General features: G+C 36.9%; 7 protein-coding genes. 3 read left to right on the forward strand and 4 right to left on the reverse strand.

Features of this window, described 5'->3' with window-relative positions; all coding sequences use genetic code 11:
- Positions 1 to 148: 148 nt before the first annotated feature.
- The 3 genes from KQS_RS03970 to KQS_RS03980 all read left to right on the forward strand — a co-directional run bounded on the left by KQS_RS03970 (position 149) and on the right by KQS_RS03980 (position 13,922).
- Complete coding sequence (locus tag KQS_RS03970) at positions 149 to 6,736, forward strand: PKD-like domain-containing protein (RefSeq protein ID WP_014387921.1); 6,588 nt, start codon at positions 149 to 151, stop codon at positions 6,734 to 6,736.
- A gap of 179 nt (positions 6,737 to 6,915) precedes the next feature.
- The gene (locus tag KQS_RS03975) at positions 6,916 to 7,308 is read left to right on the forward strand and encodes a hypothetical protein (protein WP_014387922.1); all 393 of its coding nucleotides are present in this window, start codon (positions 6,916 to 6,918) and stop codon (positions 7,306 to 7,308) included.
- Positions 7,309 to 7,316: 8 nt separating this feature from the next.
- Positions 7,317 to 13,922 carry a T9SS type B sorting domain-containing protein gene (locus tag KQS_RS03980; protein WP_014387923.1) on the forward strand — a complete coding sequence of 2,202 codons (6,606 nt, stop codon included), beginning with the start codon at positions 7,317 to 7,319 and terminating at the stop codon, positions 13,920 to 13,922.
- Between the two features lie 103 nt (positions 13,923 to 14,025).
- Here the strand turns inward: KQS_RS03980 and KQS_RS03985 are convergent, their stop codons facing one another.
- The 4 genes from KQS_RS03985 to KQS_RS04000 are packed head-to-tail and all read right to left on the reverse strand — an operon-like array spanning position 14,026 to position 19,889.
- Positions 14,026 to 15,822 carry an acyl-CoA dehydrogenase family protein gene (locus KQS_RS03985; protein ID WP_014387924.1) on the reverse strand — a complete coding sequence of 599 codons (1,797 nt, stop codon included), beginning with the start codon at positions 15,820 to 15,822 and terminating at the stop codon, positions 14,026 to 14,028.
- 23 nt (positions 15,823 to 15,845) lie between these two features.
- Positions 15,846 to 17,027 carry an acetyl-CoA C-acyltransferase gene (locus tag KQS_RS03990; RefSeq protein WP_014387925.1) on the reverse strand — a complete coding sequence of 394 codons (1,182 nt, stop codon included), beginning with the start codon at positions 17,025 to 17,027 and terminating at the stop codon, positions 15,846 to 15,848.
- A gap of 2 nt (positions 17,028 to 17,029) precedes the next feature.
- Positions 17,030 to 19,420, reverse strand: coding sequence for a 3-hydroxyacyl-CoA dehydrogenase/enoyl-CoA hydratase family protein (locus KQS_RS03995; RefSeq protein ID WP_014387926.1), 2,391 nt, complete (start codon positions 19,418 to 19,420; stop codon positions 17,030 to 17,032).
- Positions 19,421 to 19,448: 28 nt separating this feature from the next.
- The gene (locus tag KQS_RS04000) at positions 19,449 to 19,889 is read right to left on the reverse strand and encodes a MarR family winged helix-turn-helix transcriptional regulator (protein ID WP_014387927.1); all 441 of its coding nucleotides are present in this window, start codon (positions 19,887 to 19,889) and stop codon (positions 19,449 to 19,451) included.
- Between the last annotated feature and the right edge of the window lie 58 nt (positions 19,890 to 19,947).

Genomic DNA, 19,947 nt, shown 5'->3' on the forward strand with positions numbered 1-19,947 from the left:
TTGAGTGCAATTTTTTCGCAAAGATAATTGATTTAACTTCAAAATCATAAGGTAAAGTAATTTAACATAAAAATAATGGTAAAATAATATATTTTATTAAATTTGCTAATTAAACTATAATTACAAAAAAAAACTATAAATTAACAAAATGAGAAAAATTACTCTACTAATAGCGTTTTTTATAAGTGCTATTACATACTCTCAGGGGCTTAACTGTGCTGGTGCAGATCCTATGTGTTCCGGACAGGGAGGGCCTTATAATAACTCAAATAACACAACCAGCCCAGGAAATGCTGCAGGTTATGGTGGTGTAAATTGTTTAGGTTCAACACCCCACCCAGCTTGGTTTGTGTGGACAGTAGGTACTGCTGGTAATATGGATTTTACACTTTCTCAAACAAATGGAGATGTGGATTTTTGTTTATGGGGGCCATTTGCTTCCCATGATACCGCATGTGGTAGTTTGTTTGGGTATTCACCAGGTTATACAGGACCAAACAATGTTGTAGATTGTAGTTATTCAGCTTCAGCTACTGAAATTGTTAATATTAGCAATGCACAAATTGGTCAAGTATATATTTTGTTGGTTACAAATTTTAATCAAAATCAAGGTACATACACAATTAATCAAACAGGTGGAGGTGGTTCTTTATCTTGTGATGTGGTTTGTGGTGTAACTCTTGGTCCTGATATTATAACTTGTCCAGCTTCTAAAAATTTAACGGCTACATTTTTAAGTCCGCCAACAACTCCGGGTACTCCAGTTTACCAATGGTATTTAAATGGGGTGTTACAACCGGCATATACTACTCAAACGATTAATGTAAATCAAGCAGGTACTTGGTCTGTTGTTGTTACAAGACCGGGTTGTTCTGATGCTGCTACAGATAGTGTTGATATTGTTTACACAAGTTCTTCAACAATGACAACACCTCCAGATATTACTATTTGTAATTATGTTTCACCAATTGTTTTTAATTTAAATTCAGTTATTAATATTATTACAAATGGATCTCCTGGAGATTTTGAAAATTATGGATTTTATTTAACTCAAGCAGATGCGATTAACAATACAAACATGATTCCTTCTGCTCAATGGGGTGCATATCCAGGAACACCAGGTCAGACAATTTATTTTGGAGGTGAAAATATTGCAGTAGGGACGGGATGTCGCGAAGAGGTTCATTTTCAACTTTTACAAGTTGCATGTGCTGTAGTTACTCCTCCTAATTTAGTAGTTTGTGATGATTCTAGTAATGATGGTTTTGCTACCTTTAATTTAGATCCACAAACGCCCATTGCTTTAGGTTCAAATAATCCGGCGAACTATAATGTTACTTACCATACTTCGTTATCGGATGCAAATGGTGATTTAAATGCGATTTCGCCGACCAATTCATTTACAAATACTGTTAATCCACAGACTATTTATATTCGTTTGGAAGAGTCGTCAAATGCTGCGAATTTTACAACGACATCTTTTCAATTGCAGGTTGTTTCACAGCCTACAGTGACTATTTCGGGTACGGCTAGTATTTGTAATGGTGGTTCAACGAATTTAACATTTACAGGTACTCCAGGTGCTTTGATTACTTACACAGATGGTACTTCAAATTTCACGACTACAATTGATTCTGCGGGGACTTCAGTTGTTTCGGTTAGTCCAACAGTAACGACTACGTATAGTTTGATTAATGCTTCAATTACACCTCCTGGTTGTACCAATCCACAATCGGGTAGTGTTACGATTACAGTGTCTCAGCAAGTTGTGGGGACATTGTCTTATTCGCCGTCTGATTTTTGTACAACAGATGCTTCAACTTATGCGCCAATATTTACAACGACTACAGCTGGTTCTGGATCTTGTGCTTCAAATGTTCCTACGTATTCAGCTACACCAGCAGGTTTGTTTATTGATGCTACAACTGGGGTAATTACACCGGCATTAAGTTTGCCTGGTACTTATACAGTTACGATTAATTATCCTGCGTGCGGTGGATGTGCAGCAGCAGGATATACCACAACAGTTACAGTTGCTTCACCTACTACATCAACGATTTCATATACTACACCGTTGTGTACTTCAGATGTTTCGACTTATGCTCCAACGTTAGTTGGTGCTACAGGCGCGTCTAATTATACAGCTGTTCCTGTTGGTTTAACAATAAATTCAACTACAGGTGTTATAACACCAAGTACGAGTTTACCAGGTACTTATACAATAACTTATCTTCCAAATGGAGTAGGGGCTTGTCCTACTATTCCAACACCGACTACTGTTACTGTAACAGCTGCGCCAACGGCAAGTATCTCTTATGCGGGTACGCCTTATTGTACAACGGTTACAGCATCACAAGCGGTAACGTTAACAGGAACTAATGCTTACACAGGAGGAACCTTTACTTCTACAGCAGGTTTAACATTAGATGCTACAACGGGAGCGATTGTTCCAAGTACGAGTGTACCGGGTACTTATACGGTTACTTATACAATTCCAGCAAGTGCAGGATGTGCTTCGGTTCCAGTGACTACTACTGTTACCATAACAGGAGCGCCTACGGCTACAATATCTTATGCAGGTACACCATTCTGTAATAATAGTACAGCGCCTCAAGCGGTAACGTTAACAGGAACTAATGCTTATACAGGAGGAACTTTTGTTTCTACAGCAGGTTTAACATTAGATGCTACAACGGGAGCTATAACACCAAGTACGAGTGTACCGGGTACTTATACGATTACTTATACAATTCCAGCAAGTGCGGGATGTGCTTCGGTTCCAGCAACTACTACTGTTACTGTAACAGCTGCACCAACGGCAAGTATCTCTTATGCGGGTACACCTTATTGTACAACGGTTACAGCATCACAAGCGGTAACGTTAACAGGAACTAATGCTTACACAGGAGGAACCTTTACTTCTACAGCAGGTTTAACATTAGATGCTACAACGGGAGCTATTGTTCCAAGTACGAGTGTACCGGGTACTTATACGGTTACTTATACAATTCCAGCAAGTGCAGGATGTGCTTCGGTTCCAGTGACTACTACTGTTACCATAACAGGAACGCCTACGGCTACAATATCTTATGCAGGTACACCATTCTGTAATAATAGTACAGCGCCTCAAGCGGTAACGTTAACAGGAACTAATGCTTATACAGGAGGAACTTTTGTTTCTACAGCAGGTTTAACATTAGATGCTACAACGGGAGCTATAACACCAAGTACGAGTGTACCGGGTACTTATACGATTACTTATACAATTCCAGCAAGTGCGGGATGTGCTTCGGTTCCAGCAACTACTACTGTTACTGTAACAGCTGCACCAACGGCAAGTATCTCTTATGCGGGTACACCTTATTGTACAACGGTTACAGCATCACAAGCGGTAACGTTAACAGGAACTAATGCTTACACAGGAGGAACCTTTACTTCTACAGCAGGTTTAACATTAGATGCTACAACGGGAGCTATTGTTCCAAGTACGAGTGTACCGGGTACTTATACGGTTACTTATACAATTCCAGCAAGTGCAGGATGTGCTTCGGTTCCGGTGACTACTACTGTTACCATAACAGGAGCGCCTACGGCTACAATATCTTATGCAGGTACACCATTCTGTAATAATAGTACAGCGCCTCAAGCGGTAACGTTAACAGGAACTAATGCTTATACAGGAGGAACTTTTGTTTCTACAGCAGGTTTAACATTAGATGCTACAACGGGAGCTATAACACCAAGTACGAGTGTACCGGGTACTTATACGATTACTTATACAATTCCAGCAAGTGCGGGATGTGCTTCGGTTCCAGCAACTACTACTGTTACTGTAACAGCTGCACCAACGGCAAGTATCTCTTATGCGGGTACACCTTATTGTACAACAGTTACAGCATCACAAGCGGTAACGTTAACAGGAACTAATGCTTATACAGGAGGAACCTTTACTTCTACAGCAGGTTTAACATTAGATGCTACAACGGGAGCGATTGTTCCAAGTACGAGTGTACCGGGTACTTATACGGTTACTTATACAATTCCAGCAAGTGTAGGATGTGCTTCGGTTCCAGTGACTACTACTGTTACCATAACAGGAGCGCCTACGGCTACAATATCTTATGCAGGTACACCATTCTGTAATAATAGTACAGCGCCTCAAGCGGTAACGTTAACAGGAACTAATGCTTATACAGGAGGAACTTTTGTTTCTACAGCAGGTTTAACATTAGATGCTACAACGGGAGCTATAACACCAAGTACGAGTGTACCGGGTACTTATACGATTACTTATACAATTCCAGCAAGTGCGGGATGTGCTTCGGTTCCAGCAACTACTACTGTTACCATTACGTCTTTACCAACAGCAACTATTGCTGTTTCGCCAGCTACTATTTGTTCAGGAGGTACATCAACAATTACATTTACAGGTAGTGCAAATGCTACGATAACTTATACAGTTAATAATGGAGCGAACCAAACGATTGTTTTAAATAGTTCGGGTTCGGCTACGTTGACTACGCCAGCATTAACGAACTCATCAATTTATACTTTAGTTAGTGTTGCTAATGGTTGTGTTACACCATTATCAGGTACGGTTACAGTAAATGTGTTGCCATTACCAACAGCGGGTATAACAGGAAGTACAATTTGTCAAAATACATCGGGTACGGTTACTATTACTGGTACACCAAATGCAACGGTAACTTATACGGTTAATGGAGGTTTGAATCAAACGGCGGTTATTCCAGCTTCTGGAACGCTTATTTTGACTACTCCAGTTTTAACTTCAAATTCAGTTTATCAATTGGTGAGTATAGTAAGTGGTACTGTTCCAGCGTGTAGTAATACCTTAACAGGTAGCGCTACGGTTGTTGTTAACCCAATACCAGTTGCTACATCTAATCCAGTAGGAGAGACCATTTGTTCTGGAACAAGTAGTAACATTAATTTATTTAGTACTGTTGCAGGCACAACATTTAATTGGGTTGTTACTACGCAATCAGGAGTAAGTGGTGCTACAAACGGTTCGGGATCATCCATAGTTCAAACATTAACTGCTACAGGTATTTCAAATGGATTTGTGATTTATACCATTACTCCAACAGCTAATGGTTGTTCAGGTCCATCGATTACTGTTCAAGTAAATGTGACACCCAAACCGGTTGCTAGTTTTACAGGTAATTTGACTTATTGTGATGGTGATACAACTGCAATAACATTAAATAGTACTATTCCAGGGACGACATTTACATGGAATGTTGCTTCTTCAAATTTAGATACAGCAACAGTTCAGCCAGGTTCAGGAAGTACTATTTCTCAAAGTTTAAATTTACTTAATGCAGTTAATACAGGTTCGGTAACTTATACGGTATTACCTTTTGCAAACAATTGTTATGGAGATCCTATATCAGTTGCAATACAAGTGAATCCGATTCCAGATGTTGTAGTAACAGCTGTAGATGATTCAATCTGTTCAGGGGAGATGGTACAGATTAATTCAGTAAGTAATATTACAGGTACTACATTTAACTGGGTGATAACAAATCAAACAGGTGCAATTGTTACGGGAGCTACATCAGGGACAGGTTCTTCAATTAACCAAGTAATTACAACAACAAGTCCAGTTGCTTCAGGTACGGTTACTTATCAAGTTACTCCTGTTAAGAATGGATGTGTTGGTCTGCCACAAACGATAGTTATTACAGTTAGTCCAAGGTCAGAGATATTTGGGGTTTTACCACAATTACCTATATGTAGTGGAACAGCAACCAATATTGTATTAGGCGCATCATTGCCAGGTACAACATTTGATTGGGTTATTTCGTCTTATTCAGGAGTTTCAGGAATGAGTGCTGGTTCTGGTTCTGTTATTGCACAAACATTGTCTGTAACGGGTAATGTTCAAGGTTCCGTTACTTATGCTGTAACGCCGAGTTTGAATGGATGTAGTGGTACTACGGTTTATTATACTGTGTTGGTAAATCCGGCACCTACACCTGATTTAGAGGATGGTCATATTTGTGTGAATCAATCAACAGGAACAACTTATCAAACGTATACATTACAATCAGGAGTTCCAGCAGCGGGTCATGTTTTTGAATGGTTCTTTAATGGTAGTACTACTCCGATTGCAGGAGCAACAGGTCCAAATTACACAGCTGATCAAGCGGGTACTTATACGGTTGAAGTAAGAGATATAGTTACTAACTGTGAAGGAACAGCAACGGCGAATGTTACTATTGTATATCCTGCGACTTCATTTGTAACAACAGTAACAGATGCTTTCACGGGGAATGCAACGATTACCGTAACAGTTACACAGCCGGGATCAGGGAATTTGGTGTATTCGTTAGATGGGGGAGCATGGCAAGATTCGAATGTATTTACAAATGTTGAGGCAGGCGAACATGTTGTTGCAGTAGGAGATTTAGAGGGATGTACCTATTTAGAGGATACTGTTTTAGTAATAGATTATATGAATTATTTTACGCCAAATGGTGATGGTTATAATGATAGATGGAATATTGTTGGATTAAATGCACAACATAACGCAAAAATTTATATATTTGACCGCTATGGAAAATTAATCAAGCAAATAGATCCACTAGGAGAAGGATGGGATGGAAAATTTAATGGACAAGACTTACCTTCAACAGACTATTGGTTCTCGGTTGATTACACAGAAAACGAACAACAAAAACAATTTAAAGCACATTTTTCATTAAAGAGATAATTGCAAAATATTAAACAATTGTTAAAGCCCGAATTCATTGAATTCGGGCTTTTTTATTCGATAAAAATTTAAAAAAAACCGATAAAAATTTTGCCTATTGTTAAATAAATATTAAATTTCTGAACTTAATACTCAATTTTAAGTTAAAAATTAAGAAAAATCTATTTAAAAAAGGTACTATGGGTAAAAAAATTACTTTTCATTTAAGTTTATTTGTTTATTTAATAATTACTAGTGTTAATGGGCAAAACAATAGTAAAATTGAACAATTTAACTTACCTCCAAAAACAGTTTTTCAAGAAAAATCTTTTCAAAAAATTGATTATTCGGAAAAACTTAATTCTAATGTTTTGAATAAAGAAAAAGCCTCAAATTTTTTGAAAAAATTTACTAATGAAGAATGGGAGTATTTAGAAAAACTAAAGAATGATGAATACTATTATTATCTAAATGCTAATAAATATTTTGTTTCATTAAGTGATAAAGTTAAATATATCTATACGGTAGATGAACTATGGTATATCTATATGTTTGATATAAAATTAACTGAAAAACTTTTATCAATTAAATAATAATTGTTATGATGAAAAAATATTTTTTAGCAGTTTTTTTGTTTGTAACCTACGCTAATTTATTTGCGCAAACGTATACAATGAATAATGGCGCGAACGGAACAATTAGTACATGTAGTGGAACTTTTGTAGATGATGGTGGTGGTGGGAATTATGGTAATAACCAAAATAGTACCATAACATTTTGTCCATCTACACCTGGAGATAAAATTAGAGTAACTTTTACATCTTTTGTTACTGAAGGAGGAAGCGGAACTTGTACAGACTATTTAGATGTTTGGTATGCAAATTCTGTTGGTGCTGTAGGAACAAATAATGATCGTTTGTGTGGTACACTTGGTGTAACTACTTTAACTTCTACCAGTCCTGACGGATGTATTTCATTTCAATTTATTTCAAATGGTACAGTAAGAAATGCTGGTTGGTCAGCTACAATATCATGTGTTACACCGTGTACAAATCCCATTGCGAGTTTAACATCGACAACTCCAATAAATATTTGTCCTTCTACTTCTAATAATCCAGGGTCATTGAATGTGGCTTTTGATGCATCAACATCTACTGCACCCGGTGGTTTTTCAATATCTAGATATGAATGGATTTGGGGAGATGGTACTTCTACTAATACTTTAACGCCTACAACAAATCATACGTTTCCAGGTCCAGGTATTTATACTGTAAAATTAGCCGTTAGAAATAATAATTATGATATAGACCCCTTAGGTTGTAAAAGTACGAATTCAATGACTAGGGTTGTAAGAGTATTACCTCCTCCTAATTTTACAGGTACAACAACTGGTCCTGTTAATATTAGTTGTGGAAACTCAGCAACATTAAATGGAATCGTAACTTCTCAAAATATGAGTACCGGTCCTCTATCTGTGTCTGGCTCTGCAATAGCCTTGCCTGATGGTAGTGGTGCAAGTTATACAACGACTTTAGATTTTACGGGTGCTTTTCCGGCAGGTGCAACCATGTCTCCTTCTTGTTATCCTACAGTAAGTTTTAATTTAGAGCATACATATTCCGGAGATTTAGATATTGTTTTAATAGCACCTTCAGGTGAAAGTGTATTAATGTATGATCAACATGGTGGTGGTACTGATTTTGGATTATGTGCTAATCCTGCTGATGATGGTGTACCAGGATGTACGGCAACTTATACTGTTGTAAATTCAGGAGGAGTAGCTTGGACTGCTGCGGGTGTAACAACAACTGCTCCTGCTAATGGAACTTGTAGTTATACTGGAGCTTGTGAAGCAGGTAATAATTACATTCCTCAAACATATAATTCTACTAATCCGTTTACCACTTTGAATGGAGCTACTTTAAATGGTGTTTGGACCTTACAAATAACTGATAATATTGGATTTGATGATGGGACTATTACAGGTTGGTCTTTAACTTTTCCAGGATCTTGTTTTGCAAATGCTGAATCAGTAACTCCAGATATCGCCTCAGTAAATTGGTCACATTCAGGTTCTGGACCTGCGGTTCCTGCTCAAACAACCACTACCACTACAGTTACAGATCCAGGCCCGGATTCTTGTCCAACTCTTGGTACTTGTATTGGTAATCAATTGACTAATAACATAACTGTAGGACCATTTCCAACTTCTGGGTCGTATGTATATACTTTGACTGCTGTTGATGAATTTGGATGTAATTATACAAGAAATGTAACTGTTAATGTTGCCGCTTGTCCAACATGTTCGTTAACTCTTACAAGTGCAGCTGCAACTGAAAGTCAAACGATTTGTAGAGGAACAGCTATAAATAATATTGTTTATACTTTTGGAGGAAGCGCTACTGGAGTTACCGTTTCTGGATTACCAGCTGGAGTTAATTTTAATGTTGTTGGAAATGTATTGACAATTTCAGGAACGCCAACAACTGCAGGAGTTTACAATTATACAGTAACTACAATTGGTTGTACTCCAAATTTATCTCAATATGGTACAATTATAGTTAATACTGTTCCTGTATTAACTTCAATAACAAATAATAATCCGATTTGTTCTTCAGGAAATGCAATTTATACTTTAACAGGAACACCTAATGCTATTGTTACCTATAATATTAATGGAGGAGCACCGCAAACAGTAACATTAAATGCTTCTGGAACTGCAACAGTTACTGTAACAGGGGTTGTTGCTACAACTACTTTTAATGCTACATCTATATCTTTAACACCAGCGCCAATAATTGGAAATGTAACTAATGCAACAGGTGGAAATTTACCTGCAAATGCGGTAGGTGCTTTATCTGCTGTTGGTTCTGCTGCAAATGCAACAAATTGTGCATCAGTTGATGGTACAAATACATCATTGAATTTAACATTGAACCATGTTGTGCCAACTGGAACTGTTGTAACTATAAGTATTGCTAGAGATACAAATGCAGGTGATGTGAGTATTACGGATGGAGTTGCAACAACTAATTTTAATGCTGCACCAAACGATGTTTTACAATATGTTAACTTTACGATGGGTTCGACATCAAATCAAATATCTGTTAATAGAAATGGTGGAATTGTTTGGGTTGATGGGGCTCAGTATACATTAACATTACCTGCTTGTTCGGCAACATTAACTACTTCAAGTGTTGTTAATATTACCCCAGCTTCTGCAATTTCTTTAACAAGTGCAGCAGCAACGACGAATCAAACGGTTTGTCAGAATGTAGCGATTACGAATATTACATATTCCGTAAGTAATGCTACAGGTGCTACAGTAACCGGATTACCAGCAGGAGTAACCGGCAGTTATGCAGCAGGAGTGTTTACTATTAGTGGTACACCAACAGTATCAGGAACATTTAACTATACCGTTACAACTAGTGGTGGTTGTTTACCAAATGCTACGGCAACAGGAACTATCACTGTAACGCCATTATCAGCGATTGCCTTAACAAGTGCAGCAGCAACGACGAATCAAACGGTTTGTCAGAATGTAGCGATTACAAATATTACATATGCAGTAAGTAATGCGACAGGTGCTACAGTAACCGGATTACCAGCAGGAGTAACCGGCAGTTATGCAGCAGGAGTGTTTACTATTAGTGGTACACCAACAGTATCAGGAACATTTAATTATACCGTTACAACTAGTGGTGGCTGTTTACCAAATGCTACGGCTACAGGAACGATCACTGTAACGCCATTATCAGCGATTGCCTTAACAAGTGCAGCAGCAACGACGAATCAAACGGTTTGTCAGAATGTAGCGATTACGAATATTACATATTCCGTAAGTAACGCTACAGGTGCTACGGTAACCGGATTACCAGCAGGAGTAACCGGCAGTTATGCAGCAGGAGTGTTTACTATTAGTGGTACACCAACAGTATCAGGAACATTTAACTATACCGTTACAACTAGTGGTGGTTGTTTACCAAATGCTACGGCAACAGGAACGATCACTGTAACGCCATTATCAGCGATTGCCTTAACAAGTGCAGCAGCAACGACGAATCAAACGGTTTGTCAGAATGTAGCGATTGCGAATATTACGTATTCCGTAAGTAATGCTACAGGTGCTACGGTAACCGGATTACCAGCAGGAGTAACCGGCAGTTATGCAGCAGGAGTGTTTACTATTAGTGGTACACCAACAGTATCAGGAACATTTAATTATACCGTTACAACTAGTGGTGGCTGTTTACCAAATGCTACGGCAACAGGAACGATCACTGTAACGCCATTATCAGCGATTGCCTTAACAAGTGCAGCAGCAACGACGAATCAAACGGTTTGTCAGAATGTAGCGATTACGAATATTACATATTCCGTAAGTAACGCTACAGGTGCTACAGTAACCGGATTACCAGCAGGAGTAACTGGCAGTTATGCTGCAGGAGTATTTACTATTAGTGGTACACCAACAGTATCAGGAACATTTAACTATACCGTTACAACTAGTGGTAGCTGTTTACCAAATGCTACGGCAACAGGAACGATCACTGTAACGCCATTATCAGCGATTGCCTTAACAAGTGCAGCAGCAACGACGAATCAAACGGTTTGTCAGAATGTAGCGATTGCGAATATTACGTATTCCGTAAGTAATGCTACAGGTGCTACGGTAACCGGATTACCAGCAGGAGTAACCGGCAGTTATGCAGCAGGAGTGTTTACTATTAGTGGTACACCAACAGTATCAGGAACATTTAATTATACCGTTACAACTAGTGGTGGTTGTTTACCAAATGCTACGGCAACAGGAACGATCACTGTAACGCCATTATCAGCGATTGCCTTAACAAGTGCAGCAGCAACGACGAATCAAACGGTTTGTCAGAATGTAGCGATTACGAATATTACATATTCCGTAAGTAACGCTACAGGTGCTACAGTAACCGGATTACCAGCAGGAGTAACTGGCAGTTATGCAGCAGGAGTGTTTACTATTAGTGGTACACCAACAGTATCAGGAACATTTAACTATACCGTTACAACTAGTGGTGGCTGTTTACCAAATGCTACGGCAACAGGAACTATCACTGTAACGCCATTATCAGCGATTGCCTTAACAAGTGCAGCAGCAACGACGAATCAAACGGTTTGTCAGAATGTAGCGATTACGAATATTACATATTCCGTAAGTAACGCTACAGGTGCTACAGTAACCGGATTACCAGCAGGAGTAACCGGCAGTTATGCTGCAGGAGTGTTTACTATTAGTGGTACACCAACAGTATCAGGAACATTTAACTATACCGTTACAACTAGTGGTGGCTGTTTACCAAATGCTACGGCTACAGGAACTATAGTTGTTGGGACTCCGTTATTTGCAACAATTAGTTACACTGGACAACCGTATTGTGTGCAAGACACAGGTATTAAAAATGTTGTAATAACTGGTGACTTAGGTGGTGTGTTTTCAGCCCCATCAGGATTACATATTAATGCAACTAACGGGGAGATTAATCTAAGTTTAAGTAATCCAGGTGTGTATACTGTTACTTATACTTTAGCTTCAACTACTGCATGTCCTTCTTATACTGCAACAACAAGTGTAACAGTATATGGATTACCTGTGGTTACTTATACAGGATCAACTACTTATTGTGATGGTAATTCAAGTTTACTGAATTTAACAGGTTCGGTTCCAGGAACAAGTTTCACTTGGAATGTTGTATCATCTAATGTTACAACTGGAGTTGGTTTTGTAGAACCAAGTAGTGGAAATGTTATAAATCAGCATTTAGATTTAATAGATCCATTACAAGTAGGATATGTGACTTATTTAGTGACCCCATTTGCAAATGGATGTTACGGAACTCCTGTATCGATTTCAGTTACTGTAAATCCAATACCAACGATGACTGTTACTGTTCAAAACAATCCAATATGTTCTGGTGAAACAGTTCATATAAATATGAATAGTACAATAGCAGCAACAACATATTCTTGGATAGTTACTTCTCAAATTGGAGTGATAGGAGCATTACCAGGATCAGGTAGTTCAATTAATCAAATTTTAACTACAACAAGTCCAATTGCTTCAGGAAGTGTTACATATTTGATTACTCCAACTGTAAATGGATGTCAAGGGAATCAAGAGTCAGTTACAATTACTGTTAATCCTAGACCAGAGATAATAGGTACTTTAGTTCCACAATATATTTGTAGTGGAGAGACAACAAATATTACGGTTGCGGCTTCATTGACAGGAACACAATTTAGTTGGACTGTAGTATCTTATTCAAATGTTTCGGGTTATAGTAATGGGACTGGAAATACAATTCAACAAACTCTTACTTCGACTAATACTACTCAAGGTTTTGTAATTTATGAAGTTACACCAACTTTAAATGGTTGTTCAGGAATACCAAGACAATATATTGTTTATGTTAACCCATTGCCAGCGCCAGAATTAAGTGATGGACATATATGTGTAAATCAATCAACTGGAGTGACATATCAAGGATACTGGTTAGAAACTGGTATTGCAGCAAGTGGTTATTTATTCGAATGGTATTTTAATGGTAGTTCAATTCCAATTGCAGGAGCAACAGGGCCTAATTATTTTGCCGAACAGCCAGGTACGTATACAGTAATTGTGAAAAATATTGCTACAGGTTGCGAAGGAACTGATACAGCAACAGTAATTTCAGTATATCCAGCAACAGCATTTAATGTAGTTGTTTCAGAAGCATTTACAGATAATGCAACAATTACTATTACAGTTAATCAACCTGGAACAGGTAATTTATTGTATCAATTAGATGAAGGTGCATATCAAAGTTCGAATGTATTTGAAGGAGTAGAGCCAGGAGTACATTTAGTTACAGTTTTAGATGCAGAAGGTTGTACTTATTTAACAAAAGAAGTGATTGTAATTGATTATCCTAAATATTTTACTCCAAATGGAGATGGATACAATGATACATGGAATATTGTTGGATTTAAACCTGAAAATAATCCAATTTTATACATCTTTGATAGATATGGAAAATTGATAAAACAAATAAATCCATTAGATTTAAATGGAGGTTGGGATGGTACTTATAATGGAGCACAGTTACCTTCAACTGATTATTGGTTTACCGTAGAATTTACAGAAAATGATCAAAGAAAAGTATTCAAAGCACACTTCTCTATGAAGAGATAAAAAATAAAAACTTAGTACCTAATTTATAGTTAATCATTTAAATAAAAAAACCACGCATTAAGCGTGGTTTTTTTTTCAAACAAACTAAACCAAAACATTGCTACTAGAAAGCATACTGGTTTTCAGTAATTAATTTTGCAGCAATTTTTTCTCTTAAAGCCACTACATTTGGCATATTTACATATTTCGTATAACGACGTAATCCCATTAACATCATGCGTTGTTCGTCTCCTTCAGCAAAAGAAACAATTCCTTCTTTTCCTTTTTGAGATACAATATCAACTGCATGATATAAATATAACTGCGCCATTGCAATTTGTTCTTGTGCTTGAGATTCACCTACTTTTTTAGCTAATTTTTCAACTCTTAAAATAGTACTTTCAGCCATGTAAATTTCAATTAACATATCTGCAGCTGCCATTAACAATTGTTGGTGTGACTCTAAGTCTGGTCCAAATTTTTGAACAGCAGCCCCTGCCACCATTAAGAATGCTTTTTTCAATTTAGCAATCATTTCTTTTTCTTCAGCAAATAATTCGGTATAATCTGGTGTGTCAAATGAAGGAATTCCCATTAATTCTTCCGCAACTGCCATTGCAGGTCCTAATAAATCTACATGACCTTTCATTGCTTTTTTAACTAGCATCCCTACAGATAACATACGATTAATTTCGTTAGTTCCTTCGTAAATTCTAGCGATACGAGCATCTCTCCATGCAGATTCCATAGGAGTATCTTCTGAGAATCCCATACCTCCAAAAATTTGGATACCTTCATCGGTACAATTTTGAACGTCTTCTGAAACAGCAACTTTTAAGATAGAACATTCAATAGCAAATTCTTCTACCCCTTTTAATTCAGCTTCTTGGTGTGTATTTCCTTCAGCAATTCTCGATTCAATTCTTTCTTGGATACTACCTGCTGCTCTGTATGAAGCACTTTCACCAGCATAAGTATTGGTTGCCATTTCAGCTAATTTAGCTTGAATTGCTCCAAAATTAGCAATAGGTGTTTTAAATTGTACTCTTTCATTAGCATACTTAACTGCACCAGTTACGGTACGTCTTTGTGCTTCTAAACACGCTGCAGCTAATTTAATACGGCCAACATTAAGTGCGTTCATGGCAATTTTGAATCCTTCACCACGACCAGCTAACATATTTTCTACAGGAACTTTAGTTTCATTAAAGAATACCTGACGAGTAGAACTAGCACGGATACCTAATTTATGCTCTTCTTCACCTAAAGTAATTCCATTATTATTGTTCGGATCGTATTCAACAATAAATCCAGTGATATTTTTATCATCTTCGATTCTTGCAAAAACAATCATTAAATTACAGAATCCTGCATTAGATATCCACATTTTTTGACCAGAGATTAAATAATGTGTTCCGTCTGCAGAAAGTACCGCTTTAGTTTTACCTGAATTAGCATCTGATCCTGCGCCTGGTTCCGTTAAACAATATGAACCAAACCATTCACCTGAAGCTAATTTTGGTACATATTTTAATTTTTGTTCTTCTGTACCATATAAAGTAATAGGCATAGTACCAATACCTGTATGCGCACCAAATGCAGTTGAAAAAGAACCTGTAGCTCCAGAAATATAGTCACATACTAACATCGTATTGATGAATCCCATTCCTAAACCTCCGTAAGCTTCTGGAACAGCTACACCTAAAAACCCAAGTTCACCTGCTTTACGCATACACTCTTCAGTGTAAGCATAATCTTTCTTTTCAAATTTATCTTTATGAGGCCATAATTCTTTGTCAACGAATTCTTTTACAGAATCACGCATCATAATTTGTTCTTCATTAAAATCTTCTGGTGTGAAAATGTCTTCACATTTTGTTTCTTTTACTAGGAATTGTCCTCCTCTTGTGATATCTTTCATACTATTTTGTTTAAGTTGGTTTTTTAAATTAATTCGAAAATTCCAGCAGCTCCTTGTCCAGTTCCTACACACATAGAAACCATTCCATATTTAGCACCTCTAATTTTCATTTCATCAAATAATTGTACAGATAATTTAGCACCAGTACAGCCTAGAGGGTGGCCTAAAGCAATAGCCCCTCCATTAACATTAATGATTTCCGGATTTAAATTTAACTCTCTAATAACGGCTAACGATTGTGCAGCAAAAGCTTCATTTAACTCTATTAGATCAATTTGATTTTGATTTAATTTGGCTTGAGCTAAGGCTTTAGGAATAGCTTTTACAGGTCCAATTCCCATGATTCTTGGTTCAACACCAGAAGCGGCATAACTTACCATACGAGCAATTGGTTGTAAGTTTAATTCTTTAACCATTTCTTCGCTCATAACCATTACAAAAGCAGCACCATCACTCATTTGAGAAGAATTCCCCGCTGTAACACTTCCATCTGCTGCAAAAACAGGTTTTAAACCTGATAAAGCTTCAATAGAAGTACCTGCTCTTGGACCTTCATCTTTGGCTACTGTATAGGTTTTTGTTTCTTTTTTACCTTTCTCGTTAATAAAAGTTTGTTCAACAGTAATAGGAACTATTTGGTTATCAAATTTGCCTTCAGCCTGAGCTTTTAAAGCTTTCATGTGCGATTGATAAGCAAATTCGTCTTGATCTGCACGAGATACATTAAATTGATTAGCAACTGCTTCAGCTGTTAATCCCATTCCCCAATAATAATCTTCATGTCCGGCAGCAGCTACCTTATAATCAGGTGTTGGTTTATAGCCACCCATTGGTATATAACTCATACTTTCTGCTCCACCTGCAATAATACAATCTGCCATTCCTGATTGAATTTTAGCTGTTGCCATTGCGATAGTTTCTAATCCAGAAGCACAATATCTATTTACGGTTACTCCCGGTACATCATTTACTTTTAATCCCATTAATGAAATTAAACGACCTACATTTAAACCTTGTTCGGCTTCAGGCATGGCATTTCCAACCATAACATCGTCAATTCGAGCTTTATCAAACTCCGGTAATTGCGACATCATAAATTCGATTGTTTCAGCAGCCAATTCATCTGGTCTTTTGAAACGGAACAATCCTTTTGGTGCTTTTCCAACGGCTGTTCGATATCCTTTAACAATATATGCTGTTTTCATTTTTAGTTTCTTAGTGGTTTTCCTTTAGTTAACATAAATTGGATTCTTTCCAAAGTTTTTCTCTCTGCGGTTAAAGACAAGAAAGCTTCACGCTCAAGGTCTAATAAATATTGTTCAGACACTAATGTGGATTCTGATAAATCACCTCCAGCCATTACATAAGCTAACTTATTAGCAATTTTTTTATCGTGTTCAGAAATATATTTACCAGCCTCCATTTGGTCTGTACCAACTAAGAACATACCTAAAGCTTGTTTTCCTAATACTTTAATATCTTTTCTAGCAGTAGGTTGTGTGTAGCCTTGTTCGGCCATTTGAAGTGCCACTTGTTTTGCAGTTGCAATTTGACGGTCTCTATTGACAACAACGATATCTTTATGTTTTTGTAAGATACCTAAATCATAAGCCTCATAGGCAGATGTTGCCACTTTAGCCATACCCACTGTTAAGAAATATTCTTGTAAAACATTTAACTCAACATCATTTTTTCTAAAGGTATCAGCTGCTCTTAAAGCCATTTCTTTAGAACCACCACCGCCTGGAATCAATCCAACACCAAATTCAACTAATCCAATGTATGTTTCTGCTGCGGCTACTGCTTTGTCTGCATGCATAGTTAATTCACATCCACCACCTAAAGTCATACCGTGTGGAGCTGCAATTACAGGGATAGAAGAATAACGACAACGCATCATAGTGTTTTGGAACATTTTAATGGCTGCATTTAACTCGTCGTATTCTTGTTCGACCGCCATCATGAAGATCATAGCTAAATTAGCTCCTACAGAGTAATTGGTTCCTTGGTTTCCTATTACTAATCCATTGTATTCTTTTTCAGCGATATCTATGGCTTTGTTAATTCCTTGAAGAACTCCAGCACCAATTGAATTCATTTTTGAAGTAAATTCCAAATTGATAATTCCATCACCTAAATCAGTAATAATACTATCGCTATTGTTCCATATTTTTTTATTTTCTCTGATGTTATTAAGAATAATAAAAGCATCTTGTCCTGGAATTTTTTCTGCAGTTTTTGAAGAAATAGCGTAGAAGTAAGTAGCACCGTCTTTTACTGAATAAAAAGAGGTGTTTCCAGCAGCTAACATTTCATTAACCCAAGTCGCTGGTTCATAACCTTCGGCTTTCATAATTTCAATTCCTTTTTCAACTCCAATAGCATCCCAAATTTCAAATGGACCATTTTCCCATCCAAATCCGGCTTTCATGGCATCGTCAATTTTGTAGAATGCATCTGTAATTTCAGGAATTCTATTAGAGCAATAAGCGAACATAGCAGCAAAATTCTTTCTGTAAAAATCACCTGCCTTGTCTTTTCCTTTTACTAAAACTTTGAATCTATCGATTGGTTTGTCGATTGTTTTTGTTAATTCTAAAGTTTGGAAAGAAGCTTTTTTGTTAGGACGGTATTCTAACGTATCTAAATCTAATGAAAGAATGTCTTTTCCTTCTTTTTTATAAAAGCCTTGACCTGTTTTACTTCCTAACCATTTGTTTTCCATCATTTTATTGATGAAATCTGGTAATTTAAATAAATTATGTGCTTCATCAGTAGGGCAGTTGTCATAAATTCCATTGGCAACATGTACTAATGTATCCAATCCTACTACATCAACCGTTCTGAAAGTGGCTGATTTTGGTCTGCCAATAACTGGTCCGGTTAATTTATCTACTTCTTCAATGGTTAATCCCATTTCTTTAACTTGGTGGAATAAACTCATGATTCCGAAGATTCCGATTCGGTTACCAATAAATGCAGGAGTGTCTTTTGCTACAACTGAAGTTTTTCCTAAGAATTTTTCACCATATCCATTTAAGAAATCCAATACTTCTGTTGATGTTTTTGGACCAGGAATGATTTCGAATAATTTTAAGTAACGCGCTGGGTTGAAGAAGTGTGTACCACAGAAGTGTTGTTGGAAATCTTCACTTCTTCCTTCGCTCATAAAATGAATTGGAATTCCGGAAGTATTTGATGTTACTAATGTACCTGGTTTTCTAAATTTGTCAATTTGTTCAAAAACAATTTTTTTAATGTCTAATCTTTCAACTACAACTTCAATAATCCAATCACAAGTTGCAATTTGTGCCATATCATCTGTAGTATTTCCAGTAGTAATTCTTGAAGCAAAACTAGGATGATAAATAGGTGAGGGTTTAGATTTTAGTGCATTGGTTAAATGTTCATTCACTATTCTGTTTCTTACGGATTTGTTATCTAACGTAAGCCCCTTTTTTTCTTCAGTCTCTGTAAGCGCATTTGGTACAATGTCTAAAAGAAGAACTTCCACTCCTATATTGGCAAAGTGGCAAGCAATTCCGCTACCCATAATTCCAGACCCGATGACAGCAACTTTTTTAATAGTACGTTTCATCTATTTGTTTGTTTTTTTATTTAGTTAGTTAATCTTCGTTAAAAATTTTTTTATCATTAATAAGATCATTTATAACTTCTGCAACTTCCATAAAGTGTTGTAGTTGTTCTTCAGTTATATGTGATTTTACAGTTTCATTAAATCGCAATACTGTTTCTTTAGATAATTCTCTTTTTTCTTTGCCCTCTTTTGTTAAAAACAATAAAACACCGCGTCCATCAGAAGGATTCTTCTTTCGTGTAATCAGACCTCTATCTTCCATAGATTTTAATGTTCTGGTTAAACTTGTAGCTTCCATCCCCATTCTTGGGCCTAAAGAAGTAGAAGGTGTGCCATTTTCACGGTCAATACTTAATAAAGCAAAACCTGTAGCCATTGTGGCGCCATATTTAGTTGCTTCTTCATTATACATCCTCGCTACAGCCTGCCAAGTTGCGCGTAATGCATAATCTATAGTTTTATCTTTCATTTAGTTTTGTTTGTTTGATTTTTCAAATATAAAAAAAAAATACTATGCATGCATAGTA

This window comes from Flavobacterium indicum GPTSA100-9 = DSM 17447 (genome assembly GCF_000455605.1).
GTDB lineage: Bacteria > Bacteroidota > Bacteroidia > Flavobacteriales > Flavobacteriaceae > Flavobacterium > Flavobacterium indicum.

Bases quoted from the DNA above. Each gene is read 5' to 3' on its own strand.
- KQS_RS03970 (WP_014387921.1), top strand. From the start codon at position 149: ATGAGAAAAATTACTCTACTAATAGCGTTTTTTATAAGTGCTATTACA.
- KQS_RS03975 (WP_014387922.1), top strand. From the start codon at position 6,916: ATGGGTAAAAAAATTACTTTTCATTTAAGTTTATTTGTTTATTTAATA.
- KQS_RS03980 (WP_014387923.1), top strand. From the start codon at position 7,317: ATGATGAAAAAATATTTTTTAGCAGTTTTTTTGTTTGTAACCTACGCT.
- KQS_RS03985 (WP_014387924.1), bottom strand. From the start codon at position 15,822: ATGAAAGATATCACAAGAGGAGGACAATTCCTAGTAAAAGAAACAAAA.
- KQS_RS03990 (WP_014387925.1), bottom strand. From the start codon at position 17,027: ATGAAAACAGCATATATTGTTAAAGGATATCGAACAGCCGTTGGAAAA.
- KQS_RS03995 (WP_014387926.1), bottom strand. From the start codon at position 19,420: ATGAAACGTACTATTAAAAAAGTTGCTGTCATCGGGTCTGGAATTATG.
- KQS_RS04000 (WP_014387927.1), bottom strand. From the start codon at position 19,889: ATGAAAGATAAAACTATAGATTATGCATTACGCGCAACTTGGCAGGCT.